Genomic DNA, 23,026 nt, shown 5'->3' on the forward strand with positions numbered 1-23,026 from the left:
CCATGAAGAGCAAGCAGGAAATCGTCGACAACTGGTTGCCACGCTATACCGGCGTGCCGCTGGACCAGTTCGGCCAGCACATCCTGCTGACCAACTTCGGCGGCTACCTGCATACCTTTTCCGAGCTGACCGGCGCACCCGTCATCGGCCTGGACCGGCCCATGGCCAGTGCGACCATCGACGGCATCACCATGATCAACTTCGGCATGGGCAGCCCCAACGCCGCGATCATCATGGATCTGCTGTCGGCGGTGATGCCCAAGGCGGTGCTGTTCCTGGGCAAGTGCGGTGGACTGAAGCGCAAGAACCAGCTGGGCGACCTGGTGCTGCCGATCGCTGCGATCCGGGGCGAGGGCACCTCGGGCGACTACCTGCCGCCGGAAGTTCCGGCCTTGCCGGCCTTCGCGCTGCAGCGTGCGGTGTCGACCATGATCCGCGACCTCGGTCACGACTACTGGACCGGCACCGTCTACACCACCAACCGCCGGGTCTGGGAGCACGACGAGGCGTTCAAGGAGCGGCTGCGGGCGATGCGCTGCATGGCCATCGACATGGAGACGGCCACGGTGTTCGCCGCCGGCTTTGCCAACCACATCCCCAGCGGCGCGCTGCTGCTGGTTTCGGACCAGCCGATGATCCCGGACGGGGTCAAGACCGAGGCCTCCGATGCCAAGGTCAGCTCCCAGTTCGTGCAAAACCATATCCAGATCGGCATCGAGGCGCTTAAGCTTATCCGGCGCAACGGCAAGTCGGTCCGCCACCTGCGCTTCGACGAATGATGATGACGGCCTGGCGCGGCGCGCCGGCCCTGGGGAGTAGGTGATGGATGTTGCCGCGCAAGTGGTGGAATTCTGGAAGGAGGCGGGCCCTGCAAAGTGGTTCGCCCGCGACGACGCGTTCGACGCGCAGTTCCGCCAGTTGTTTCTGGATGAGCATTTCGCTGCGGCCTCGCGCGCGCGCGAACACTGGCTGGGCAGTGCCGAGGGCGCGCTGGCATTGATGCTGCTGCTGGACCAGTTCCCGCGCAACTGCTTCCGCGGGACCGCCCATTCCTACGCTACCGACGGCCTGGCGCGGCACTACGCCATGCGTGCGATCGAGGAAGGGCTGGACCTGCAGCTGGTGCCGAAGCTGCGCGCCTTCATCTATCTGCCGTTCGAGCACTCTGAAGATCCGCTGGACCAGGACCGTTCGGTGGCGATGTTCGACGTGCTCGGTGACAAGGAATACCTGCAGTACGCCGAACTGCATCGCGACATCATCCGCCGCTTCGGCCGTTTCCCGCACCGCAACGCAGTGCTCGGCCGTTTTCCCACGGCCGAAGAGCTGGATTACCTGGCCGAAGGTGGCTTCGCCGGGTAGATCCACGCCATGCGTGGATGCAGAAAACGCCGGCGAATGCCGGCGTTTTCTGTGCTGGGCTCAGATCCCTTTCCGCAGGAGAGGGCTCTGACCCCATGCCGGAACCGATCAGTACTTCGGCACGCCGTTGTCGACCTCTTCGGACCAGGCGTTGATGCCGCCGGTGACGTTGAACACCTTGCTGAAGCCCAGGGCGCGGAACTGCTCGGCGGCCTGCGCGCTGCGGCCACCGTGGTGGCACAGGAAGGCCAGCGCGGTGTCCTTGGGCAGGGCTTCCAGCTCGGCACGGCCGTTGCCGTCGAAGCTCTTGAACGGCACGCCGACGGCGGCGATGGCGCGTTCGTCGGCCGGGCGCACGTCGACCAGGGTCACGTTGCCGGCGCGCACCAGATCGTCGGCATCGCGCACGCTGATTTCCTGCACCGGCTTGGGCGCGTTCGGGTTGTCGATGGCCAGGCCCTTGCCGCGGATGTCGTCCACCCAGTCGATGGTGATGCCATTGGCGCGGCGCGCGCTGGCCAGGTCGAACTGCACGCGCAGGCCATTGGACTCGGCCGCGATCGCGCCTTCATCGTGCGGGGCCAGCTGGAAGTTCGGCTGGAAGCGCGCGTCGATGGTCAGCTGCAGGGCAGCGCCCGGGGCGTCGGCCAGTGCGCCCTTGAGCATTTCCACCGCGGCCGGGGTGACAGTGATGCTCGGCGGGGTGCGGTCCGGCGCGGCCAGGCCCAGCACGCTGCTCAGCTCGCCGCTGGCAGCCATCTGCAGCACGATGTCGCTGCCGCCGACCAGTTCGCCGTCGATGTACAGCTGCGGGATGGTCGGCCAATCGCCGTAGGCCTTGATGCCTTCGCGGATTTCCTGGTCGGCCAGCACGTTGACGTGGGCGAACTCGACGCCCAGATCCTGCAGGGCACCCACGGCCTTGGCCGAGAAACCACACTGCGGCATCGACGGCTGGCCCTTCATGAACAGCACGACGCGGTTGGCGTTGAGGATGGATTCGATGCGCGAACGCAGGGCGGGATCGAGGGACATGGACGTCGGGGTTCCGGGAATTCGAATCAGCAATTCTACCCCCCATGGCATCATGGGGGATGAGCAACGCAGGAACATTGCATCGCATCCCGGCCCGCCCCTGGCGCTGGCTGCCCTGGCTGCTGCTGTCGCAACTGGCCGTGATCCTGATCTGGGCGCTCGCCGGGTGGCCGTGGGGCCTGCCCGTGATGGTGGTCAGCCACGCGCTGTTCATGGTGCCGGTGTTCCTGCCCAACAGCCGCTTCTACGCGCCGGTGCTGAGCCGCCTCCCCGAGGCCGGCGGGAGTGTCTGGCTGACCATCGATGATGGCCCCGGCCCGGAAACCCGCGCGGTGCTCGACCTGCTGGACCGCCATCAGGCCCGCGCCACCTTCTTTCTGGTGGGCGAGCGTGCGCTGGCGCAGCCGGAGCTGGTGCGCGAGATCCTGCGCCGCGGCCACGATCTTGGCAATCACAGCCTCAGCCACCCGCAAGCCCGTTTCTGGCGCCTGGGCCCGTCTGCCATGCGCGCCGAGATCGAAGGCTGCCAGCACGCGCTGCAGGCAGTCGGTGGGCAGCCGGTGCGCTGGTACCGTTCGGTGGTGGGCATGACCAATCCGTTCGTGGCGCCGGTGCTGAAGGCGCTGGGGCTGGTGCGCGTGGGCTGGAGTGCCCGCGGCTACGACGGCGTCGGCTGCACCCCGGACGGCGTGCTGGCGCGGCTGCTGCCGGACCTGCGCCCAGGGGCCATCGTGCTGCTGCATGAAGGCGCCGCCCATGGGCACAATCAGGTGATCATCGAGCGCGTGCTGCAGGCGCTGGACGAGCGCGGGCTGAAGGCGCAGCTGCCGGTTCTGTAGCAGCCGAGCGTGGGCTCGGCGCTACAGGGGCGGGCGATCATCCTGTAGCGCCCGAGCCGATGCTCGGGCGGCGGTGCGCAGCACCGGAAAGCGTCGGAGAGCAGTCGAGCGTGGGCCCGGTTCTACAACGCAGGGCGTTCGGCCACCAGCAGCCAGCTGTTGAACGGGGTTCGCCCATGCAGCGGGCGCGGGGACCTGACCTGCAATCCCGCTGCGGCCAGCGTCGCCTGCACGACCTGCGGGTCGGGGTAGTGACGCGGCCGCGTGCCCATCCAACCGACCAGCCAGGCCAGCCGGTCCGCGACCCGGGTAGTGCGGTCTCGGCCATCGCCGGTGGCCAGCGGTGTGCGCAGCAGCAGGCGGCCACCGGGTGCCACCTGCTCGCTGGCGGCATGCAGCAGCACCTGCTGCGGGCCTGCGTCCAGGTACTGCAGTACGTCCAGCAGCAGCACGTGCCCGCGATGGGCCGGCAGCGGTGCCTGCACATCCAGGCAGTCGAAACGCACATCGGGCAGGTCGGCAGCAGCGCGCTGGGCGCGGGCGATCTTGCCGGCATCCAGGTCCACGCCCAGGTAGCGCTGGGTACCGCCACGCTGGCGCAGCACATGGGCGAACAGGCCCAGCCCGCAACCCAGGTCCAATACCGGCTGCCCGTCGTCCGGCAAATGTTGCAGGACGCCGTCATACAGCGGATCGCTGCCGAGTTTGCCGCGAGTGTAGTAGTAGTCGCGGCGGCTGCCCCAGGCCTGTGCCGGCCGGAAAGCCTCGGCAATCGAACGGGCCTGGAGTGCCGTCAGCGGCGTGCAGGGCAGGGGCGTGCCATTCCGTGGCGTGCCGTCCATCGCCTCAGCCCGTGCTGCCGAGCAGATGCGCGGCAATCGGCAGCGCGCGTTCGCTCCACAGCGCGTACATCCGCGCCGAGGGGTGCAGGCCGTCCTCGGCGATCATCGTCGGCGCGTCGCCCTGGGCGCGGCTGATGTCGGTGATGTCGACGAAGGCCACGCCGTGCCGGGTGCTGATCACTTCGGCGGCGGCATTGAACTCGTCGGTTTCGATCTCGATCGCGGCCAGGTCGCGGCCACTGCCGGCGCCGAACGGGGTCGCACCCCAATCGGGGAAGGACAGCACCAGCACGCGCCCTGCATCGCCACCAGCGAAGCCGATTGCCCGCTGCAGCAGCGCTTCAAACTGCTCGCGGTACTCGTCCAGCGGGCGGCCACGGTACTGGTTGTTGACGCCGATCAACAGGCTGACGAAATCGAAGGGACCCTGCGGTGCCACCGCATCGATGCCGGCATCGAGTTCGTCGGTGGTCCAGCCGGTGGTGGCAATCGTCTGCGGGTCGGCCAGGTCCACGCCCTGCGCACGCAGCGCGGCGGCCAGCTGGTGCGGCCAGCGGCCTTGAACCGCAACCGCTTCACCAATGGTGTACGAGTCGCCCAGTGCCAGGTAGGACAACGCCACGGCTCAGGCCACCGAGCGGCGCGGCTTCATCGGCACGACCTTGGTCACGTCCTCGGCACGGCGCGCCAGCACGCGGTCGATGCGGGCGAACACATCGCGCATCACCGCCGCTTCCGGCAGCAGGGTCACGCGGAAATGGTGGCGGTAGGGCACGTTGAAGCTGGAGCCCGGTACCACCAGCACGCCTTCATTGTTCATCAGGTCCAGCGCGAAGGTGTGGTCGTCGAAGCCCTTGGCGGCGGCGCCGACCACGGCCGGGAACGCGTACAACGCGCCCGCCGGCGCGACCAGTGACAGGTGCTCGCTGGCGTCGCACGCTTCGATCACCGCGCGGCGGGTTTCATACAGCCGGCCACCGGGGGCGCACAGCTCGGAAATGGTGTCCGGGCCGTTCACCGCAGCCTCGATCGCATACTGCCCCGGCACGTTGGCGCACAGGCGCAGCGCACCGAGCAGGTCCAGCGCGGCGCGGAAGTCGCCCAGGCGTGCATCGTCACCGCTGAGGTGGGCCCAGCCCACGCGCCAGCCGCAGGCGCGGTGCACCTTGCTCAGGCCGCTGAAGGTCAGGCATGGGTGGTCGCCGGCCAGCGGCGCGACCGGCTGGAACACCGCATCGTCGTACAGGATCTGGTCGTAGATTTCATCGACCAGCAACAGCAGGTTGTGGCGGCGCGCGATCTCCACCACGCGCTCCAGCAGTTCGCGCGGGTAGCTGGCGCCGCTGGGGTTGTTCGGGTTGATCAGCACGATGGCGCGCGTGCGCGAAGAGACCAGGGTCTCGATCTCGCTCGGCTCCGGCTGGAAGCCGTTTTCGGCGGCGCAGCGGTAGTACACCGGGCGGCCATCGTTGAGGATGGTCGAGGCCGACCACAGCGGGTAGTCCGGCGAGGGCACCAGCACTTCATCGCCCGGGTTGAGCAGTGCGCGCAGCGACAGGTCGATCAGTTCGCTGACGCCGTTGCCGACGAACATGCGGTCCGGGTGCGCATCGGGTGCGCCGCGACGGGCGTAGTACGCCGCGATCGCTTCGCGCGCCACTGGCAGGCCCTGCTGGTGGGTGTACGGGTCGGTGCGGCCCATGTCGTCGGCGATCGCGCGCTGCAGGTGCTCGGGCGCGCGGAAACCGAAGTTGCCCGGGTTGCCGATGTTGAGCTTGATCAGCTTGCGGCCCTGCGCCTCCAGCTCCCGGGCTCGCCGCGCCAGTTCTCCGCGGATTTCGTAGCGCACTTCGGAAAGGCGCTCGCGGATGGCCAGGGGCTTGGGCGAGGAGGTGGACATGGGGTATGGGCCGTCAAAAGGCATGGGGTTTCCATCCTACCGGAATTGCTGCAATGCATGGCAAGGCCCCAGGGCCTGCCGTTGTTGGGCTGGCAGGGCATCGGCACGGGTAGAATGGCGGTGATGACCCAGACCCCCGATTTCACCGCCCTGCAGACCATCGGCTGGCCCTGGCCGGGCCCGCCGCAGCAGGCCGACTGGCAGGCCGCGATGGCCGCGCACCCGCAGGCCCGCCCGGCGCGGGTGATCGAGCAACACCGTACCCACTATGTGGTGGCCGACGGCCCGGACACGGCGATCAAGGCCGAGTCACTGCCGGAATGGCAGCGCCCGCGCTTCCCCAGCCATGAACGGCCGGCGGTGGGCGACTGGGTGCTGCTGGACGGCATCCGCATCGTCGCCCTGCTGCCGCGCCGCACCGCGATCAAGCGTGGCGCCGCCGGCGAGCATTACCACCAGCAGGTGATCGCGGCCAACATCGATACGGTGTTCATCGTCTGCGGCCTGGATGCCGACTTCAATCCGCGCCGCATCGAGCGCTACCTGCTGCTGGTGGGTGGCGGCGGTGCCGAACCGGTGGTGGTACTGACCAAGGCCGACCAGACCGAGTACAGCGAAGACGCGCTGGCGGTGCTGGAAGAGCTGGAGATGCAGGGCATCGCGCTGCATGCGATCAACGGCCTGGATGCGGAAAGCGTGGCCGTGCTGCAGCCTTGGCTGGGCCCGGGCCGCACCGTGGTGCTGGTCGGTTCCTCCGGTGCCGGCAAGTCCACACTGACCAATACCCTGCTCGGCGAGCAGCGGATGAAGACCAATGCGGTACGCGCCAACGACTCGCGTGGCCGCCATACCACCACCCATCGCGCACTGATGCCGCTGCCGATGGGCGCGTGCCTGATCGACACCCCTGGCATGCGCGAACTGAAGCCGACCGGTGAAGAGACGCTGTCCGAAGGCGGCTTTGCCGATATCGAAGCGTTGGCTGCACAGTGCCGCTTCAACGACTGCAAGCACCAGCAGGAACCGGGCTGTGCGGTGCGCGCGGCGATCGAGGCGGGCGAGATCGAAGAGAGCCGGCTGCTGAACTACTTCAAGCTGAAGGAAGAAGTGGCTGCCGCTGCGGCCAAACTGGCCGTGCGCCAGGCCGAGACCGCGCAGGAGCGCGGCGGCAGGAAGGGCAAGGGCCAGCAGTTCCGCCCGGCCGGCAAGCCGCGCCGGCGCTGACAGTGCAGCCGAGCGTGGGCTCGGCTCTACAACGGTTGCATCCCGGGATACCTTGTAGCGCCCGAGCCGATGCTCGGGCGGCGGCGCTCTGCGCCGGAAACGGCAGGGCGCTATAGTCCGCCCATGGAACCGACCGCGACGCTGGACCGTGACGTGGCCCACCATGCAGCGCTCGATGCGCGCCTGGTCGAGGCCGTGGGAGGCATCCGCCTGCTGGGCCTGACCAGCTGGCCGGCAACGCTGCAGGCACCCTTCCTGGACAGCGTGGCGCGCGGCCAACCGGTGCTGCCCAAGGTCGACTATCCGCGGTTGGATTTCAGCGAAGAGCGCCGCGCACTGGCGGCGATCTCTGCCGAGTGCGATGACACTCATCCGCTGGGCCACTACGTGCGGCAGTCGGCGCACAGCTGGGACCTGGCCGCGCAGCTGCTGGAAGGGCTGGGCACCGCCGCCGTCGATACCTGTTCAGTACAGCTGTTCGGCGCGCCCGAGCAGCCGCTGCCGGGCAATGGCCCGAGCACGCGTGAAGCGGCGCGGCACTTCATCCAGATTGCCGCCGAACTGGACCACGAACTGCTGGCGCCGGAAGAGCAGGTGCCGGTCTCGGCCATCGCCCTGCAACTGCAGCTGCAGAACGATCTGGACGCTTTCTTCGAATCACGCATCATCCAGGTGCAGCTCGACCCGGAGCTGGTCTCCAAGGCCGCCGCCGGCCCGACCCGCATCCGCCTGCGCACCAGTGCGCGTTTCAGCGCCTACGACCGTGCGCAGCTGTTCCACCACGAAGCGCTGGTGCATTCGCTGACCGCATTGAACGGCCGCGAACAGCCGGTGCTGCCCAGCCTGGCGTTGTCTTCGCCACGGGTGACCGCAACCCAGGAAGGGCTGGCCACTTTTGCCGAACAGATCACCGGCAGCATCGACATCGAACGCCTGAAACGCATCAGCCTGCGCACCGAGGCGATCGCGATGGCACGCGAAGGCGCCGATTTCATCGAGGTGTTCCGCTACTTCTGCGATGCCGGGCAGAACGTGGAAGAAAGCTTCGCTTCGGCGCAGCGCGTGTTCCGCGGCGTGCCACCGAGCGGCGGCCTGGCCTTCACCAAGGACACGGTGTACCTGCGTGGCCTGGTCTCTGTGCATACCTTCTTCCGCCATATGCTGGCCGAGGACCGCCTCCAGGTCTGCCGCTGGCTGTTCGCCGGCAAGATGAGCCTGACCGATGCGATTGCGTTCGCGCCGTTGTTCGAGGCGGGGGTATTGAAGCCGCCGCGCTGGCTGCCGCATTGGGTGAGCCGGGCGAACGGGCTGGCCGGCATGCTGGCGTTTTCGCTGTTCGCCAACCGGATACGGATGGACCAGCTGGCGCCGGAGTGAAAGGCGTTGGCGGACGCTCCAGCGCCTGCCTGCTATCGGAGGGGAGGAGGCGGGGCACCCTGGCCAGGACCGTTGGCGCCATGGATGGCGCCATCGAGCACCATGGAGGGGCTTTTGCGTGTCCTGGCCAGGGTGCCAAGCCTCCTCCAGACAGTTTTCTGCGGGCGCGGTAGCAGGTCCACCAGAGGGATTACGCTTGAAGAAGCAAAGAGCCGGGTAATGCCCGGCTCTTTGCTTTTGCTCTTGCTTTCCATTGCCCCCGCGCCGGGGCAGGAAATTGTCGAGCGCGGTGGGATGGGCCGAGGCAGGACCGTGAGGCGCATGGATGCGCCGACCGAGCCTACAGGGACGTACTTGCGGCGTGTCCTGCCTCGGCCCGTCCCACCTCGCCCCGCTGCGGTACGATGCGCCGCAGCGCCCGCTTCTGACTTAGAACTCGGCCGCCACCGTCATGAACACCTGCCGCGGCGCGCTCGCATGGATCGCATAGCGCGTGCCCTTCGGATCGGTCGGTGCGAACGAGCTCAGCTGGCCGGCGTAGCGCTTGTTGGTCAGGTTGGTCGCGTTCAACGATACCCGCACGTTGCGCAGGCCCAGGCCCGGGCCGAAATCGTAGCCAGCACCGGCGTCGAAGGTGGTCACGCCCGGCACCGACTGGTCGTTGGTGTAGGTGTAGTAGCGCTTGCCGGTGTACTTGGCACGCAGGCTGGCGAAGAAACCGTCGCGGTTCCAGCTGATCTCACTGGAGGCCATGCGCTGCGGCGTATCCACGGTGATCTTGCCGGCCACCGGCACGATCGCGCCGCCCGAGGTGTAGTCATCCTCGTAGGTGGTCTTGTTCCAGGACAGCGCGTTGTACCACTGCAGGCCGTCGATCGGCTTGAGGATGAAGGTCAGCTCGGCGCCGTGGCTCTTCACCGAACCGACGTTGATGAAGCGCGTCACGCACTCCGGGCGCGTGCCCACTTCGATGCTCGAACACGGGTTCAGCGACAGCAGGCGGTTGTCGAACTTGACGTTGTACGCGGCGATCGAGGCCTGGTACTTCTCACCGAAGGTACGGAAGCCGGCTTCCAGGCTCTTCGACTTCTCCGGCTCCAGGCCGGCGCTGGCCGCGAACGATTCCGGCGACACCTGCAGCGGGCCACCGCTGCCACCACCGACGAAGGCGGCGATGTTCTCGGCGTACGAGGCGAACAGCTCGTTGTTGGCGTTGAGCTTGAAGCCCAGGCCCACCTGCGGCAGCACCGATTCCTTGGCGGTCAGCGTTCCCGAGGCGATGCTGGTTTCCACGCCCGGCTTGGCGGTGGCGCGCATGCGGGTGTTCGGGCTCTTGATGCCCAGGTCCACGGTCAGGCGCTGATCGAGGAAGCGCATGCGGTCCTGCACGTAGAACTGGCGCGTGCGGATGTCGAAGTCCTGGTTGAACAGCAGGCGGTCCGGGTTCTTCAGGTACAGGTCGTCAAGGAACGGGCCGCTGATGTAGTAGAAGTTGCGCGACACGTTATGGTCGTTCTGCTCGTACCACAGGCCGGCTTCCAGTTCGTGGATGCCCACCGTCCACGACAGCGCGGCGGTCAGGCCATCACGGTTGATCGTGTAGTTGGTGCTGCGGATGGAGATTGGCAGCATCTTGTCGGTGCCCGGGTAGGACGGCTGGCCCGGTGCCCACCAGTGGCCCTGGCCACGGTTGTCATGGTGATAGGCCAGCAGCTTCAGGCGGCCCTGGTCGCCCAGACGCAGGTCGGCATCAACCGAATACAGATTGTCGTCGCGCAGCGCGCGGCTCTGGTAGTAGGCATCGTCGATGCTGTTGACGCCACCGCTGAACGCACAGCGCGCCTTGTTGTAGGTGCCCGGCGCGCAGTACGCGGCCGCCACGGCGCGGTCCCAGTCCGGCGCATAGATGTTCCAGTCATAACCCAGGCCGCGAGCCAGCATGTCCTTGGACAGGTAGGCGTAGTTGGCCTGGCTGGCGCGCGAGGTGGCCACGAACGCACCGAAGCGGTGGTCGCCCACGTTCCACACCGCCTTGGCGTTGAACTGGCGGGTGGTCTGGTTCTGGTACGGCGCGGCCCACATGTCCTGGTCCTGGTGCACGCCGGACACGTAGGCCGAGAAACCGTTGATGTCGCCGGTATCCACGCGCAGGTAGCCACGGCGCTGGCTGTCGTCGCCCACGGTGACGCTGGCGCGTCCACCGAACTCGGTGGACGGATCCATCGAGAAGTACTGGATGGTGCCACCCAGGTTGCTGGTCGAGGCCACGCCCAGCGAGCCGATGCCCTGCGACAGTTCGGCGCCGGCCAGGTTCTCGGCGATGATTGCGCGGGCGATGCTCAGGCCGTTGTAGTTGCCGTAGCTGTTGTCACCCAGCGGGATGCCGTCCAGCGTATAGCCGAGGCGGCTCTTGTCGAAGCCGCGCAGGCTGATGGTCTGCGATTCCTCGTTGGCACCGAAGGCGTCGTTGGACTGCACCGACACGCCCGGCAGGCGGTCGAGGATCTTCTGGCCACTGGTGCCCGGCGGCAGCACCTGCTTGTCGACGGCGGTAATGCGCTGCACCTGGCGGGTCTCGCCCTGGCCGATCACGGAGACGGTATCCAGCGTCTGCGCGCTCAGCGCGGCCTCGTTGCTGGCGTTGGCGCCGGTGTCGGCCACGGTGGCGGCATGTGCGCTGGCGGTGGCGGAAAGCGCGATCGCCACGGCGATCGTCAGGTGTCGGGTCTGCATGGTGGTCCGTTGCATTGGGGGTGGTCACCGGCACGCGTGCGCGGTGCATGGCCACTATGCGAACGGAACATGAAACCTTCTTTACGAAAAACCAACGAACGGTGCAGGGCGCTGATTCGTGTCCTGCAACACGTTCGTCATGATGATGTGTCGGGGAAAATCAGAAACGCTCCCCTGGCCAGCTCAACGTGAGCTGGTTCATGCAGTCGCGGTCATGTTCGGAGAACGAGAACCCGATCTGGATACCGTTCACCACCGTACCGAACACCGTGGACTCGTCGAGGCTATGCCCTGATGGAACGGAAAGGACATTGAAGCCGGGGTAGCGACGACCCATCTGTTTTCGCGAGATGCAGGCACCGCTCAGCGAGAGCGTGACGCCCTTGATGATTCGCCCGGACGCATCGGTGTGGATCTGGCCAGAGGGCCCATTGATCCGCCCGGCGATCACGAAGGGTGCCAGATCGATGGTGGCGCTGTCGCCCCGGCCCATTCTTGCTTCCGAACGCGAGCCGGGTGGAGCCAGCGTCGACAGCTGCGCGACAAGGTCAGAGCGCGCCAGCTGCAAGGACCAGCGTTCCACGAGCCGCCATGTTGCACCCGCCTCTTCCGCAGTGGCAGCGGACGGGGCTGCTGTTGCAGAACCGGCAACCAACAGGCTCAGGAACAGAAGAAGTTCAGGGACGGGCTGCGATGGCTTCATCGTAGATCCTGCCGTAGAAGTCGTTGTAGTTCTCGCCGGTGGTCGAAGTTGCGTTGTTGTCGCAGAACAGCTTACCCACTTGCCGGCCCATGTCTTCACCGCCGGCCTCGGCCTGTGCGATGAGGCCAGGGCCGTTGGACGCCGCTACGCCGATGTCGTAGTACCCCAGGCTGGTCACCAGAAGCTCACCGCGCGCGGTGAGGTTGTTGAGCACGGCTTTCCCCTCCAGGGTGCAGAAGTGCTGGATGAACGCACCTCGGGTGCTCCGAACGATACCCTCGAAGTACAGCGCATGCCCTACTTCGTGGGCAATGGTTGCGATCCAGAAGTAATAGCCCGGAACGTCGGAAGAATCGCAGTCGAAGGACTGAATGTAGATACGGATGGGATTGCGATCGGTATAGGACGCGGGGGCCCAGGAGAACGTCCACTCCGGATGGCCGGTGATCTGTGCGTCGAGCGTGGGGGCTCCCGGGATCAGCCAGTCGGGGCAGCCCAGACCTGTGATCACCCGCATGGGCGGTGGCTCTGCCCGGGCGGGTACCGCCAGCAGCGTAATGGTGACCACAAGAAGAGCAATCAGCAACGCACGCATGCCAACCTCCTTGATGCGCGATTCAAGCCGTTCGTCCATCGGGCTCGGCGAGCGTTGGCAGGTATAGCACCGGTTCTGCCGTGGTATCGAGCAGTGCGGCGCAGAAATGCAGAAACAAAAAGAGGCCGGATCACCTCCACGACGGAAGGTGATCCGGCCCCGCGCACTCCGTGGGGGAGGCGGTCCACGCGTTGCGTGGAGATTGGCTCAACCCATGTAGAGGCCACCATTGACGGCGTAGTCGGCACCGGTCACATACGAGGCTTCATCCGAGGCCAGCCATGCGCACAGGCCGGCCACTTCTTCGGGGCGGCCGAGGCGGCGCACCGGCACCGAAGCCGCCAGCCGGTCCAGTACATCCGGCGGGAAGCTGCTGATCGCCTGGCTGGCGATGTAGCCCGGCGACAGCGTGTTTACGGTGACCCCGCGCGAGGCGACTTCGGCGGCCAGTGCGCGGCTGAAACCGTGCATCGCGGCCTTGGCCGTGGCGTAGTTCACCTGGCCGATCTGGCCTTTGTGGGCGCTGACCGAGCCGATGTTGATGATGCGGCCCCAGCCCCGCGTGGCCATGCCATCGACCACCTGCTTGGTCAGGTTGAACAGCGCATTGAGGTTGGAGGCGATCACCGCGTTCCAGTCTTCCACCGTCATCTGTCGGAACAGCAGATCACGGCTGCCACCGGAGTTGTTGACCAGCACGTCCACCTCGCCGACCTCGGCACGCACCTTGGCGAACGCGGCGCTGGTCGAGGCCCAGTCGGTGGCGTTGCCCTCGGAGGCAATGAAATCGAAGCCCTGTTCGCGCTGCTCGCGCAGCCAGTTGGCCTTGCGCGGCGAGTTCGGCGCGCAGCCGGCAACCACGGTGTGGCCGCTGCGGGCCAGGCTCTGGCAGATGGCAGTGCCGACACTGCCCATTCCACTGGTGACGTAAGCGATTCGAAGCGTCATTGCAGAAGGCTCCTTGGCAAGGGGTCAGGCGGCGAGGGGATACAGGCCGAACAGCAGGCTGCCGATCATCAGCAGCATCGAGATGGCGATGGCCCACTTCAGGGTGAACTTCTGGTGGTCGGCGAACTCGACCTTGGCCAGGCCCACCAGCAGGTAGGTGGACGGCACCAGCGGGCTGAGCAGGTGCACCGGCTGCCCGGCCAGCGAGGCGCGCGCCATCTCCACCGGCGTGATGCCGTAGTTGCTGGCCGCCTCGGACAGGATCGGCAGCACGCCGAAGTAGAAGGCGTCGTTGGACATGAAGAAGGTGAACGGCATCGACGCCACAGCGGTGATCACCGCCAGGTACGGGCCCCACGATTCCGGAATCACCGCCAGGAAGCTGTGCGACATGGCTTCGACCATGCCGGTGTTGTTGAGGATGCCGGTGAAGATGCCCGCGGCGAAGATCAGCGACACCACAGACAGCACGTTGCCGGCGTGGTTGACCACGCGGCGGCGCTGTTCGGCCAGGTTCGGGTAGTTGATCACCAGCGCGATGGCGAAGCCGACCATGAACAGCACCGGCATCGGCAGCACGCCGATGATCAGCGCGGTCATCAGCGCCACGGTCAGCGCCAGGTTCACCCACAGCAGCTTCGGGCGCTTGATGTCTTCGGCGTCTTCCACGGTCGGAAGCGGATTGCTGTCGTCGGACACGCTGCTGTCCATCCAGCTGCCACCCTTGGGCAGGGTCACCACGCCCAGGCGGCGGCGTTCCTTCAGGCCCAGGTACCAGGCCAGCAGCAGCACGCCGGCGCAGGCGATCACCATCGACGGGATCAGCGGCACGAACACATCGGCCGGGTCCACGTGCAGCGCGGTCGCCGCGCGTGCGGTGGGGCCGCCCCACGGGGTCAGGTTCATCACGCCGCCCGCGAGGATGGTCACGCAGGTCATGTTCAGCGCGTTCATGCCCAGGCGCTGGTACAGCGGCAGCATCGCCGAGACGGTGATCATATAGGTGGTCGAACCATCACCATCGAGCGAGATCAGCATCGCCAGCACCGCCGTGCCGAGCACGATCTTCATCGGATCGCCCTTGACGAAGCGCAGGATCACCCGCACCAGCGGATCGAACAGGCCGGCATCGATCATCACCCCGAAGTACAGGATGGCGAACATCAGCATCACGCCGGTCGGCGCGATCTTCTTGATGCCCTCCAGCATCATCTCGTCGATGCCGGCGCCGAAGCCGCCGATCAGCGCGAACAGGATGGGGATGGTGATCAGGGCGACGAGCGGCGACAGGCGTTTGCTCATGATCAAGTACATGAACGTAATGACCATGCCAAAGCCGAGGATGCTCAGCATCATCTGCGGACTCCTTGCGAATACAGGACGTGGGGGAGTGGAAGGGGCCCGGGCGGCATGCCCGGGAAGCCGGGCTTAGAAGTCGTACTGCAGGCGGCCGGTGACCGCGCGCGTGCGGTCCACCGTGATCCCGGCCAGGCGGTCGCGGTTGCGGCTTTCGATCACGTTGAGCATGAAGCGCAGGTTGTCGCGCAGGTACCAGTTGCCGCCCAGCGTCCACGCTTCGGTACTGCCGCGGCGCAGGTCGGGCGCGCCATCGAGATGCTGCGCGCCCCACATCTGGTCATAGCGCAGCGCCACTTCGAAGGCACCGGCCTTGTGGCGGATGTCCTTGACCCGTGCGAAGCGGCCGGTCTTGCGGTCATAGGCGCGGCTTTCGCCGGTGACGAACCAGCTGACCATGCCGTAGGCGGCCATCACATCGCCGCGCTGCGCGCCGTCATCGAAGGTGGCACCGCTGAACTCGCCCTGCCACGACAGCGGGCCGCGCACCTGCGCGTACTCCAGCGACCACTTGTTGACATCGGTATCGCGGCCGGCGGAGAAGTCGACCAGGGTCAGGCGGCTGTTGTCGGACAGATGACCGGCCGGGCGCGGGCGGATCTTCAGGCCGGGAACGCCGTTGGCGCCGGGGTTGTCATAGGCCTCGCGGGCCAGCGACAGGCCCAGGTGCAGCACGTCGCCGTCGGCGGGCGAGGGCGCCCAGGTAACGCGGCCACCGGCGGCACGGCCCTTCACCTGCCAGGCATCGATGCTTTCCAGGCTGTAGACACTGGCCGCCCAGGTGAAGTCACCCGGGTTGGCCTGCCACGACGCGCCCAGCCGGTACAGCGGCGCCAGCGTGGTGCCGGCGTTGCCGCGCTCCAGGAAGCTGCCGTAGTTGGAGCTGGTGCGGTCATCCAGCGAGAAATACTGCTTGAACTGGCCGACGGTGAGCTTGCCGGCCTTGCCGAAGCTGCGCGCCAGGTACACGTCCTTGGCCTCGACGCGGTCGCCGGAGAAATCGGCTTCCAGCTTGTAGTCGACCACGAAGAACTTGCCGGACACATCGACCCAGGCACGGCGGATCTCGGTGTCGTCCTTGTTCGGGGTGCCGCGGTTGTCGTTGTCGAAGGTGGCGAAGTCCAGGTGCAGGCGGCCACCGAGGGTGGCGGTGACCGGACGGTCGTCTTCGGCAGCGAAAGCCGGTGCCGACAAGGCCGCCAGCGCCATCATGGCGGCAGGACGCCGCCAGGCAAACGTGAATTCCACAAACCCTCCCAGGTGCGCGCCAGGCGCGCGGCAATCGTGGGCACCGGACGGTGCGCGGCCGCAGTCTGGGTTGCCGTAGCTGTCATCGTCCTGTCAGCGGTTTGTGCGGTGCAGCGTAAAAGGCCGCCGGGCACGGCCCGGCGCTACCCATGCGCTGTATCCCGGTAGCGCAGGGCCACGCCCGGCGGGCGGACCGTGCGCCATGCGGTAGCATTCGCTTCCCCTCCCACCGGTGTGCCCATGCGCCTGCTGCTGGTCGAAGACAACCCGGATCTGGCCGATGCGATCGTCCGTCGCATGCGTCGCAGTGGCCATGCGGTGGACTGGCAGGCCGACGGCCTGGCCGCTGCCAGCGTGCTGCGCTACCAGAGCTTCGACCTGGTGGTGCTGGATATCGGCCTGCCCAAACTCGATGGCCTGCGCGTGCTGGCCGGCATGCGCGAGCGCGGCGACAGCACCCCGGTGCTGATGCTGACCGCACGCGATGGCATCGAGGACCGTGTGCAGGCGCTGGATGTGGGCGCCGACGACTACCTGGGCAAGCCCTTCGATTTCCGCGAATTCGAAGCGCGCTGCCGTGTGTTGCTGCGGCGCGCGCGTGGCCAGGCCAGCGAAGTGGTGCAGATCGGCGGTTTCCAGTTCGACAACGCCGCGCACCGGGTCAGCCTTGATGGCGAGGCGATCGAGCTGCCCAACCGCGAGTACCGCCTGCTGGAGATCCTGGTCGGGCGCCTGGGCCAGGTGGTGGGCAAGGACGAGATCGGCAACGGCCTGTTCGGCTTCGATGACGAGGCCGGCCCGAATGCCATCGAACTGTATGTCGGGCGCCTGCGGAAGAAGCTGGCTGGCGCACCGTTGCGCATCACCACCGTACGCGGCGTGGGTTATCTGCTGGAAGCCAGCGACGGCAGCGGCGACGCCGATGGTTGATGCACGCGCTGCGAATGCCGCGCCGGGCTCGCTGCGACGCACGCTGCTGCTGTATCTGGGTGCGTTGCTGGCGGTGTTCGCGGTGGCACTGCTGTTCGCCGCACGCGATTACGGCCAGCGCGCGGCCAACCGCTCCTACGACCATCTGCTGGTGTCCTCGGCATTGTCCATCGCCGATTCGGTGGCGCTGGTCGATGGCCAATGGCAGGTCGATCTGCCGTACGCGGCGCTGGACCTGCTGGCGATGGCGCCGGAGGACCGCGTGTTCTATCGGGTGGCCGACAGCCGCGGCAACCTGATCACCGGCTACGGCGACCTGCCCGTGCCGTCGCGCCGGCCGGGCACGCAGCCGCAGCTGTTCGACGCTCCCTACAGTGGCGAGACCGTGCGCTTCGTGGTGGTCGGCCGCAGCTTCGCGGCGGCCTCGGCACAGGGCGAGGTGCAGGTGCAGGTGGGCCAGACCCGGCGTGCGCGCGAAGCGGTGGCGCAGGACATGGTCAACCGTGCCCTGCTGTCGATCGGCGTGCTCTCCGGCCTGCTGCTGGCCCTGGTGGCGTTCGGCGTGCACCGCGCGTTCCGCCCGCTGGTGCGGGTGGAGCGCGAGCTGTCGCGGCGCGAACCGTCCGACCTGAAGCCGCTGGACGCCCGCGTGCCGCGCGAGATGGACCAGATGGTGGCGGCGCTGAACCGCTTCATGGAGCGGCTGTCCAGCAGCAACGAGACGTTGCGCGCCTTCATGGCCGAGGCTGCGCACCAGATGCGCACCCCGCTGGCCGCGCTGCGCGCGCAGGCGCAGCTGGCGCTGGACGATGATGATCCGGAGGACATGCGGCGCAGCCTGCAGGCGATCGAGCGCAACGCCACCCACATAAGCCGCCTGCTCAACCAGCTGCTCAGCGACGCCAGCGTGATCCACCGCTCGCATCTGCAGCGCTTCGCGGCGGTGGACCTGGCCGAGACCGTGCACCAGGCCCTGCATGAAGCCCTGCCACAGGCCGGCCCGGCACCGCGCGTGCAGCTGGCGATGACCGCCGAACCGGTACAGGTGCATGGTGATGCGCTGCTGCTGCGTGAGGCGATCAAGAATCTGGTCGACAACGCGCTGAAGTACGGGGGTGACGGTCCCTTGCAGATCGCGCTGACCGTCGAGGGCGAGCAGGCGGTGCTGACCATTGCCGACCACGGCGCCGGTATCGCCGCCGCTGATGCCGGGCGCGTGTTCGAACGCTTCGCACGTGGCGAGGGGGCGCCCTCTGGGGGTGCCGGGCTGGGCCTGGCCATCGTCAAGCGCGTGGTTGACAGCCACGGCGGCCGCATCGATCTGAGCAACCGCCCGCAGGGCGGCCTGGTCGCCACCATCCGCCTGCCCCGGAGCAGTTCATGATCCGCCTGTTCACCGCTGCCGTTGCTCTGCTGCTGGCCCTGCCGGTGCTGGCCGCGCCTGGCGAGGTGCGCCGTTTTCCGGCACAGGGAAAGGCCACCGCGCAGCTGCGCATCCACGGCACCACCGACATCGAAGTGTTCGCGGTGGTGATCGCCGACTACCAGCGCCTGCACCCGGGCACCGAAGTGGTGTACGAGGACATCATCACCCAGGACCTGTACGCGCGTTACCTGCATGACCGCGCCGGACCGGCCTCGCCTGACCTGCTGATCTCCAGCGGCATGGACCTGCAGACCAAGCTGGTCAATGACGGCCACGCATTGCCGCACCGCTCGGCGCAGACCGCCGCGTTGCCGGCCTGGGCGCAGTGGCGCAACGAGGCCTTTGGCATCAGCTACGAGCCGGTGGTGATGGTCTACAACACACGCGCGCTGCCAGCGGCGAAGGTGCCGCATACGCGACGCCAGCTGCTCGACCGCCTGCGTGCCGAAGGCGCGCCGCTGCGCGGCCGGGTCGGCACCTATGACATCGAGCGCAGCAGCGTCGGCTACCTGCTGGCCACCCAGGACGCGCAGCGCGGCAGCATCGCCGGTGCGTTGCTGGGCGCGCTGGGTGACAACGACGTGGTGCGCGAGGAGCGCACCGGCGTGCTGCTGGACAAGGTGGCCAGCGGACAGCTGTCGCTGGTCTACAACGTGCTCGGTTCCTACGCGCAGGCGCGCATCGAGGCGGGTGCTCCGCTGGGCATTGTGGAGCCCGAGGACTACACGCTGGTGGTGCTGCGTACCGCAGTGATTCCACGCACCGGCCCACACCCGGAAGAAGCCCGGCGCTTCCTCGACTACCTGCTGTCGCCACGCGGCCAGCAGGTGCTGTCACGCGAGGCACGGCTGATGCCGATTGTGACCGGCAACGCGCGCGCCGACGATGCCCCCGGGCGCAGCCGCCGCCCGATCCAGCTCGGCCCCGGCCTGCTGGTGTACCTGGACGCGCTCAAGCGCCGCCAGTTCCTCGACGCCTGGCGCAGCAGCGTGGAGCCGGCAGGGCGCTGATGTGCTGGTAGCGCCGGGCCATGCCCGGCGGATGCGGTTTGCTGCCCGTACAATGGCGGCATGAGCGAATACACCATCCTGATTGCCGATGACCATCCGCTGCTGCGTTCGGCGGTGGTGCAGTCCCTGCGGCAGAGCCTGCCGCTGGCGCAGGTGCGTGAGGTGGCCAGTGCCGAAGCGCTGGCCGCAGCGCTGGATGCACACCCGGACGTGGACCTGGTGCTGCTCGACCTGACCATGCCCGGTGCACACGGTTTTTCCGCACTGCTGCACGTGCGCGGTTCGCATCCGGACATCCCGGTGGTGATCCTCTCCTCCAACGATCATCCACGGGTGATCCGCCGCGCGCAGCAGTTCGGCGCCGCCGGTTTCATCCCGAAATCGGCCCCGGCCGAGACCATCGGCGAGGCGGTGCAGGCGGTGCTCGACGGCGGCCTGTGGTTCCCGGCGATGGCGGCCGAGCGTTCCGAGGCCGATGCGCTGCTGGCCAGCCGCCTGGCGCAGCTGACCCCGCAGCAGTTCCGCGTGCTGCTGTGCCTGGCCGATGGCCTGCTCAACAAGCAGATCGCCTACGAGCTTGGCCTGGCCGAGAACACGGTGAAGGTGCACGTCACCGCGATCCTGAAGAAGCTCGAGTGCCACAGCCGCACCCAGGCGGCCGTGCTGGTGAAGGCGCTGGAGCCGGAAGGGGATGCGGGTGGGATCTGACCCCACACTGCTGCTTTTGTAGCGTCGAGCTTGCTCGACTGGGCTGGCAACAGCAGTCGAGCAAGCTCGACGCTACCTGGCATGGCAGTCGAGCAAGCTCGACTCTACCCCCGATGCCGCAACAAAACCTGCGTCATCAATGCCCGCAGCGCCGGCGGTCGCACGGGCTTGAGCAGAAAGCCCCAGCCGTTCTCGGCGGCGTGCGCCTTCAGCGCCTCATCGCGTTCGGCGGTCACCAGGATCACCGGCGGCCGTGCCTTCCACAGCGTGCACAGCGCCTCGTACAGGTCCGGACCGTGCCATTGCCCCATGCGCACGTCCAGCAGCAGCAACTGCGGAACGTTCAATGCACTGGCGATCTCAAGTGCCCCCTGCGGCCCATCGGCAAGTTCCACATTGCAGCCCCAGCGTTCCAGCAGCGCACGGGTCGCCGCGCAGACGTGGGGGTCATCGTCGATGCTCCACACCCGACACTGGCGCAGTGGGCTGTCATCAGACGGCTCGGTCACGATGACTGGCGCCGCCGGCGGTGCAATCACATCGTCGGCGTGCCCCAGTGTCACGCTCACCGCGAACACGCTGCCCTTGCCCAGCGTGGAACGCAGGTTGATGCGGTGACCGAGCAGGCGACCGATGCGTTCGACAATGGCCAGTCCCAGGCCGGCGCCGCGTTCCTGCTCCACGCCATCGTTCAGGCGGCGGAACTCTTCGAAGATCTCACCCTGCAGGCTTTCCGGAATGCCTGGGCCCTGGTCATGCACCTCGATGCGCAGCTGGTCGCCTGCCCGCCGGCAGCCGATCAGCACGCGCCCACGCGGGGTGTAGCGCAGCGCGTTGGACAGGAAATTCTGCAGGATGCGCCGCAGCAGGGCCTCGTCGCTGACCACCACCGCGCGCGTATCCACCCAGTGAAGTTGCAGGCCACGGCTCTGCGCGGCGATGCCGAACTCACGGGCCAGGGTTTCCAGCAGAGGCGAAATCGCAAAGGCGCGCACGCGGATCTGCAGCGATCCTGACTCCAGCCGCGAGATATCCAGCAGGCTGTTGAGGATCGCATCCTGCGCCGCCAACGCCGCGTCGATATGGTCGGCGGTCTGCTGCTGTGCCGGGTCACTCAGTTTGCCGCGCAGCACCGAGACGAACATGCGCGCGGCGTTGAGCGGCTGCAGCAGGTCGTGCACCGCCGAAGCGACGAAGCGGGTCTTGTAGCGGTTGGCCTGTTCGGCCTCGCGGCGCGCCTCATCCAGATCATGGGTACGCTCGGCGATGCGGTGCTCCAGCGCGTCGGCCAGCGAGCGCAGTTCGCGCGCGGCGTTCTTGTAGCTGGTGATGTCGGCATAGCTGGTGACGAAGCCGCCGTCGGGCAGCGGGTTGCCGCGGATCTCCAGCACCGTGCCGTCGTCTTTCTCGCTCTCGCGCATATGTGGACGGCCACTGCGCAGGTGGTTGAGGCGGCGTTCGATGGCCTCATCGACCGGGCCGGGCCCAAGCAGGCCGCGGCGGGCATTGAAACGGAACAGTTCCTCGATCGGACGGCCGACGCGCACCAGGTCTGGCGGGAACCGGAACAGTTCCAGATAGCGTGCATTCCATGCCACCAGCCGCAGTTCGCGGTCGATCACCACCACGCCCTGCGGCAGGTGCGCCAGGCTGCGGCTGAGCCCGCTGTCGGCATCGGTAGCGGCCTGCAGCAGGCCATCCTGTGCGGTGCGCAGTTCCTGTGCGTGCTGCTTGAGCAGGGTTTCCAGCTCGCGGCGGCTGCGCAGGCGATGCTTGGCCAGGCGCCGGCGCTGTTGCACGAACAACACTAGGAAGCCCAGCGCCAGCCACGCCGCGCCCCCGGTGACGGCGGCGGCCCGGCCGGCGCTGCTGGCGGCGCTGGCGTCGTGCAGCAGGTGCAGGTTCCAGCCTTCGGCCGGCAGCACCAGGGTCTGCCACAGCATCGGCTGCGGCAATGCGGGGTCGAGCAGGCGCACCATGCGTCCGCCGTCGGCCAGCACGTCTTCGGTACGCGCGCGCAATGGCTGCAGGGCGCGATCGGCGTACTGGCGGGCGTCGAGCATCTCGCGGCGCTCATCGGCACCCAGCGGCCGCAGCAGCCGGTAACGCCAGGCATCGCGGTTGGCCAGGAACACCACGTCATGGTCATCGCTGGCCAGCACCACATCCGGGCTGCTCAGCCATTCCTGCTCCAGCGCCGACAGTTCGACCTTGATCACCACCACGCCCAGGCGCTGGCCGTCTTCCTCGATGGCCTGCGACAGGTAGTAGCCCGGCACGCCGGTGGTCATGCCGATGCCATAGAAGCGGCCACGGCCCAGGGCCAGGGCTTGGCGATAATAGGGCCGGTAGCTGTAGTTCTCGCCGACATTGGTGGTCGGCTGGTCCCAGTTGCTGGCCGCCACCGCCACGCCGTCGTGGCCGACCAGGGTCAGGGTGGAAGCACGGGTGACTTCGTTGGCACGTTGCAGCTTGAGGTTCAGCCGCTGCCGTTCGGCAGGCGAGGGCGGCACGCGCAGGGCGTGCAACAGGTCCGGGTCAAGCGCCAACACCTGCGGCAGCGTGCCGAAGCAGTCGATGCGTTGCTGCAGGCCCTGGCCATACAGCTGCAGTTGGCGTTGCACCTGGCTGCTTTCGTCGCCCAGCGCGCGGCGCCAGGCGTAGTGACCGGCCGCAACCGCGCACAACACGGTGCCACCGACCATCACCAGCAGGGTCAGCAACAGCATCCGGTGGCGGCTCAGCCAATACATGGCGGCAGTCTACGCAGGGCCGGCGGGCGTGGCGTGC

General features: G+C 67.5%; 20 protein-coding genes. 9 read left to right on the forward strand and 11 right to left on the reverse strand.

Features of this window, described 5'->3' with window-relative positions; genetic code table 11:
• Positions 1–2: 2 nt before the first annotated feature.
• Positions 3–779, forward strand: a complete 777-nt coding sequence (locus LZ605_RS19005; protein WP_057497361.1) for an AMP nucleosidase — start codon at positions 3–5, stop codon at positions 777–779.
• A gap of 43 nt (positions 780–822) precedes the next feature.
• The gene (locus tag LZ605_RS19010) at positions 823–1,362 is read left to right on the forward strand and encodes a DUF924 family protein (RefSeq protein WP_005410992.1); all 540 of its coding nucleotides are present in this window, start codon (positions 823–825) and stop codon (positions 1,360–1,362) included.
• 108 nt (positions 1,363–1,470) lie between these two features.
• Here LZ605_RS19010 and grxD read toward each other — a convergent pair whose 3' ends face one another.
• On the reverse strand, positions 1,471–2,397 hold the full coding sequence (gene grxD / locus LZ605_RS19015; protein WP_249842888.1) for a Grx4 family monothiol glutaredoxin: 927 nt from the start codon (positions 2,395–2,397) through the stop codon (positions 1,471–1,473).
• Positions 2,398–2,456: 59 nt separating this feature from the next.
• On the opposite strand from grxD, the gene LZ605_RS19020 reads away from it, so the two are divergent.
• Positions 2,457–3,236 carry a polysaccharide deacetylase family protein gene (locus LZ605_RS19020; protein ID WP_249842889.1) on the forward strand — a complete coding sequence of 260 codons (780 nt, stop codon included), beginning with the start codon at positions 2,457–2,459 and terminating at the stop codon, positions 3,234–3,236.
• 122 nt (positions 3,237–3,358) lie between these two features.
• On the opposite strand, the gene LZ605_RS19025 is transcribed toward LZ605_RS19020, so the two are convergent.
• From LZ605_RS19025 to LZ605_RS19035, 3 genes are read right to left on the reverse strand one after another with little or no spacing between them, the layout of a single operon-like run.
• Positions 3,359–4,078 (reverse strand): class I SAM-dependent methyltransferase, encoded by a 720-nt coding sequence (locus LZ605_RS19025; RefSeq protein ID WP_249842890.1) that lies wholly within the window; start codon positions 4,076–4,078, stop codon positions 3,359–3,361.
• A gap of 4 nt (positions 4,079–4,082) precedes the next feature.
• On the reverse strand, positions 4,083–4,700 hold the full coding sequence (locus LZ605_RS19030; protein ID WP_249842891.1) for an SGNH/GDSL hydrolase family protein: 618 nt from the start codon (positions 4,698–4,700) through the stop codon (positions 4,083–4,085).
• A gap of 3 nt (positions 4,701–4,703) precedes the next feature.
• Positions 4,704–5,978, reverse strand: a complete 1,275-nt coding sequence (locus LZ605_RS19035; RefSeq protein WP_249842892.1) for a pyridoxal phosphate-dependent aminotransferase — start codon at positions 5,976–5,978, stop codon at positions 4,704–4,706.
• 114 nt (positions 5,979–6,092) lie between these two features.
• On the opposite strand from LZ605_RS19035, the gene rsgA reads away from it, so the two are divergent.
• Positions 6,093–7,202: a ribosome small subunit-dependent GTPase A gene (rsgA, locus tag LZ605_RS19040; RefSeq protein ID WP_423172571.1), complete on the forward strand. Its 1,110-nt coding sequence runs from the start codon at positions 6,093–6,095 to the stop codon at positions 7,200–7,202.
• Positions 7,203–7,325: 123 nt separating this feature from the next.
• The gene (locus LZ605_RS19045) at positions 7,326–8,579 is read left to right on the forward strand and encodes a flavohemoglobin expression-modulating QEGLA motif protein (RefSeq protein ID WP_249842893.1); all 1,254 of its coding nucleotides are present in this window, start codon (positions 7,326–7,328) and stop codon (positions 8,577–8,579) included.
• A gap of 429 nt (positions 8,580–9,008) precedes the next feature.
• Here the strand turns inward: LZ605_RS19045 and LZ605_RS19050 are convergent, their stop codons facing one another.
• The 6 genes from LZ605_RS19050 to LZ605_RS19075 form a co-directional block, all read right to left on the reverse strand.
• Positions 9,009–11,312 (reverse strand): TonB-dependent receptor, encoded by a 2,304-nt coding sequence (locus LZ605_RS19050; RefSeq protein WP_249842894.1) that lies wholly within the window; start codon positions 11,310–11,312, stop codon positions 9,009–9,011.
• A 160-nt stretch (positions 11,313–11,472) separates the two neighbouring features.
• Entirely contained in the window at positions 11,473–12,015 is a 543-nt protein-coding gene (locus LZ605_RS19055) for a hypothetical protein (RefSeq protein WP_249842895.1), read from the reverse strand.
• The gene (locus tag LZ605_RS19060) at positions 11,990–12,610 is read right to left on the reverse strand and encodes a hypothetical protein (RefSeq protein WP_249842896.1); all 621 of its coding nucleotides are present in this window, start codon (positions 12,608–12,610) and stop codon (positions 11,990–11,992) included. The genes LZ605_RS19055 and LZ605_RS19060 overlap by 26 nt, the downstream gene beginning before the upstream one ends.
• A gap of 207 nt (positions 12,611–12,817) precedes the next feature.
• Positions 12,818–13,558: an acetoacetyl-CoA reductase gene (gene phbB, locus LZ605_RS19065; protein WP_005414435.1), complete on the reverse strand. Its 741-nt coding sequence runs from the start codon at positions 13,556–13,558 to the stop codon at positions 12,818–12,820.
• Between the two features lie 24 nt (positions 13,559–13,582).
• Entirely contained in the window at positions 13,583–14,911 is a 1,329-nt protein-coding gene (locus LZ605_RS19070; protein ID WP_249844954.1) for a CitMHS family transporter, read from the reverse strand.
• Between the two features lie 75 nt (positions 14,912–14,986).
• On the reverse strand, positions 14,987–16,126 hold the full coding sequence (locus tag LZ605_RS19075; RefSeq protein ID WP_107232066.1) for an OprO/OprP family phosphate-selective porin: 1,140 nt from the start codon (positions 16,124–16,126) through the stop codon (positions 14,987–14,989).
• Positions 16,127–16,402: 276 nt separating this feature from the next.
• On the opposite strand from LZ605_RS19075, the gene LZ605_RS19080 reads away from it, so the two are divergent.
• From LZ605_RS19080 to LZ605_RS19095, 4 genes are read left to right on the forward strand one after another with little or no spacing between them, the layout of a single operon-like run.
• Positions 16,403–17,092 carry a response regulator transcription factor gene (locus tag LZ605_RS19080; RefSeq protein ID WP_249842897.1) on the forward strand — a complete coding sequence of 230 codons (690 nt, stop codon included), beginning with the start codon at positions 16,403–16,405 and terminating at the stop codon, positions 17,090–17,092.
• The gene (locus LZ605_RS19085; RefSeq protein ID WP_249842898.1) at positions 17,085–18,476 is read left to right on the forward strand and encodes a sensor histidine kinase; all 1,392 of its coding nucleotides are present in this window, start codon (positions 17,085–17,087) and stop codon (positions 18,474–18,476) included. Before LZ605_RS19080 ends, LZ605_RS19085 begins: the two co-directional genes overlap by 8 nt.
• Positions 18,473–19,528: an ABC transporter substrate-binding protein gene (locus LZ605_RS19090; RefSeq protein WP_249842899.1), complete on the forward strand. Its 1,056-nt coding sequence runs from the start codon at positions 18,473–18,475 to the stop codon at positions 19,526–19,528. Before LZ605_RS19085 ends, LZ605_RS19090 begins: the two co-directional genes overlap by 4 nt.
• A 60-nt stretch (positions 19,529–19,588) precedes the next feature.
• Positions 19,589–20,236: a response regulator gene (locus LZ605_RS19095; RefSeq protein WP_249842900.1), complete on the forward strand. Its 648-nt coding sequence runs from the start codon at positions 19,589–19,591 to the stop codon at positions 20,234–20,236.
• A gap of 104 nt (positions 20,237–20,340) precedes the next feature.
• On the opposite strand, the gene LZ605_RS19100 is transcribed toward LZ605_RS19095, so the two are convergent.
• Complete coding sequence (locus tag LZ605_RS19100; protein ID WP_249842901.1) at positions 20,341–22,989, reverse strand: hybrid sensor histidine kinase/response regulator; 2,649 nt, start codon at positions 22,987–22,989, stop codon at positions 20,341–20,343.
• Between the last annotated feature and the right edge of the window lie 37 nt (positions 22,990–23,026).

The sequence above is a fragment of the Stenotrophomonas maltophilia genome, from assembly GCF_023518235.1.
Lineage (GTDB): Bacteria > Pseudomonadota > Gammaproteobacteria > Xanthomonadales > Xanthomonadaceae > Stenotrophomonas.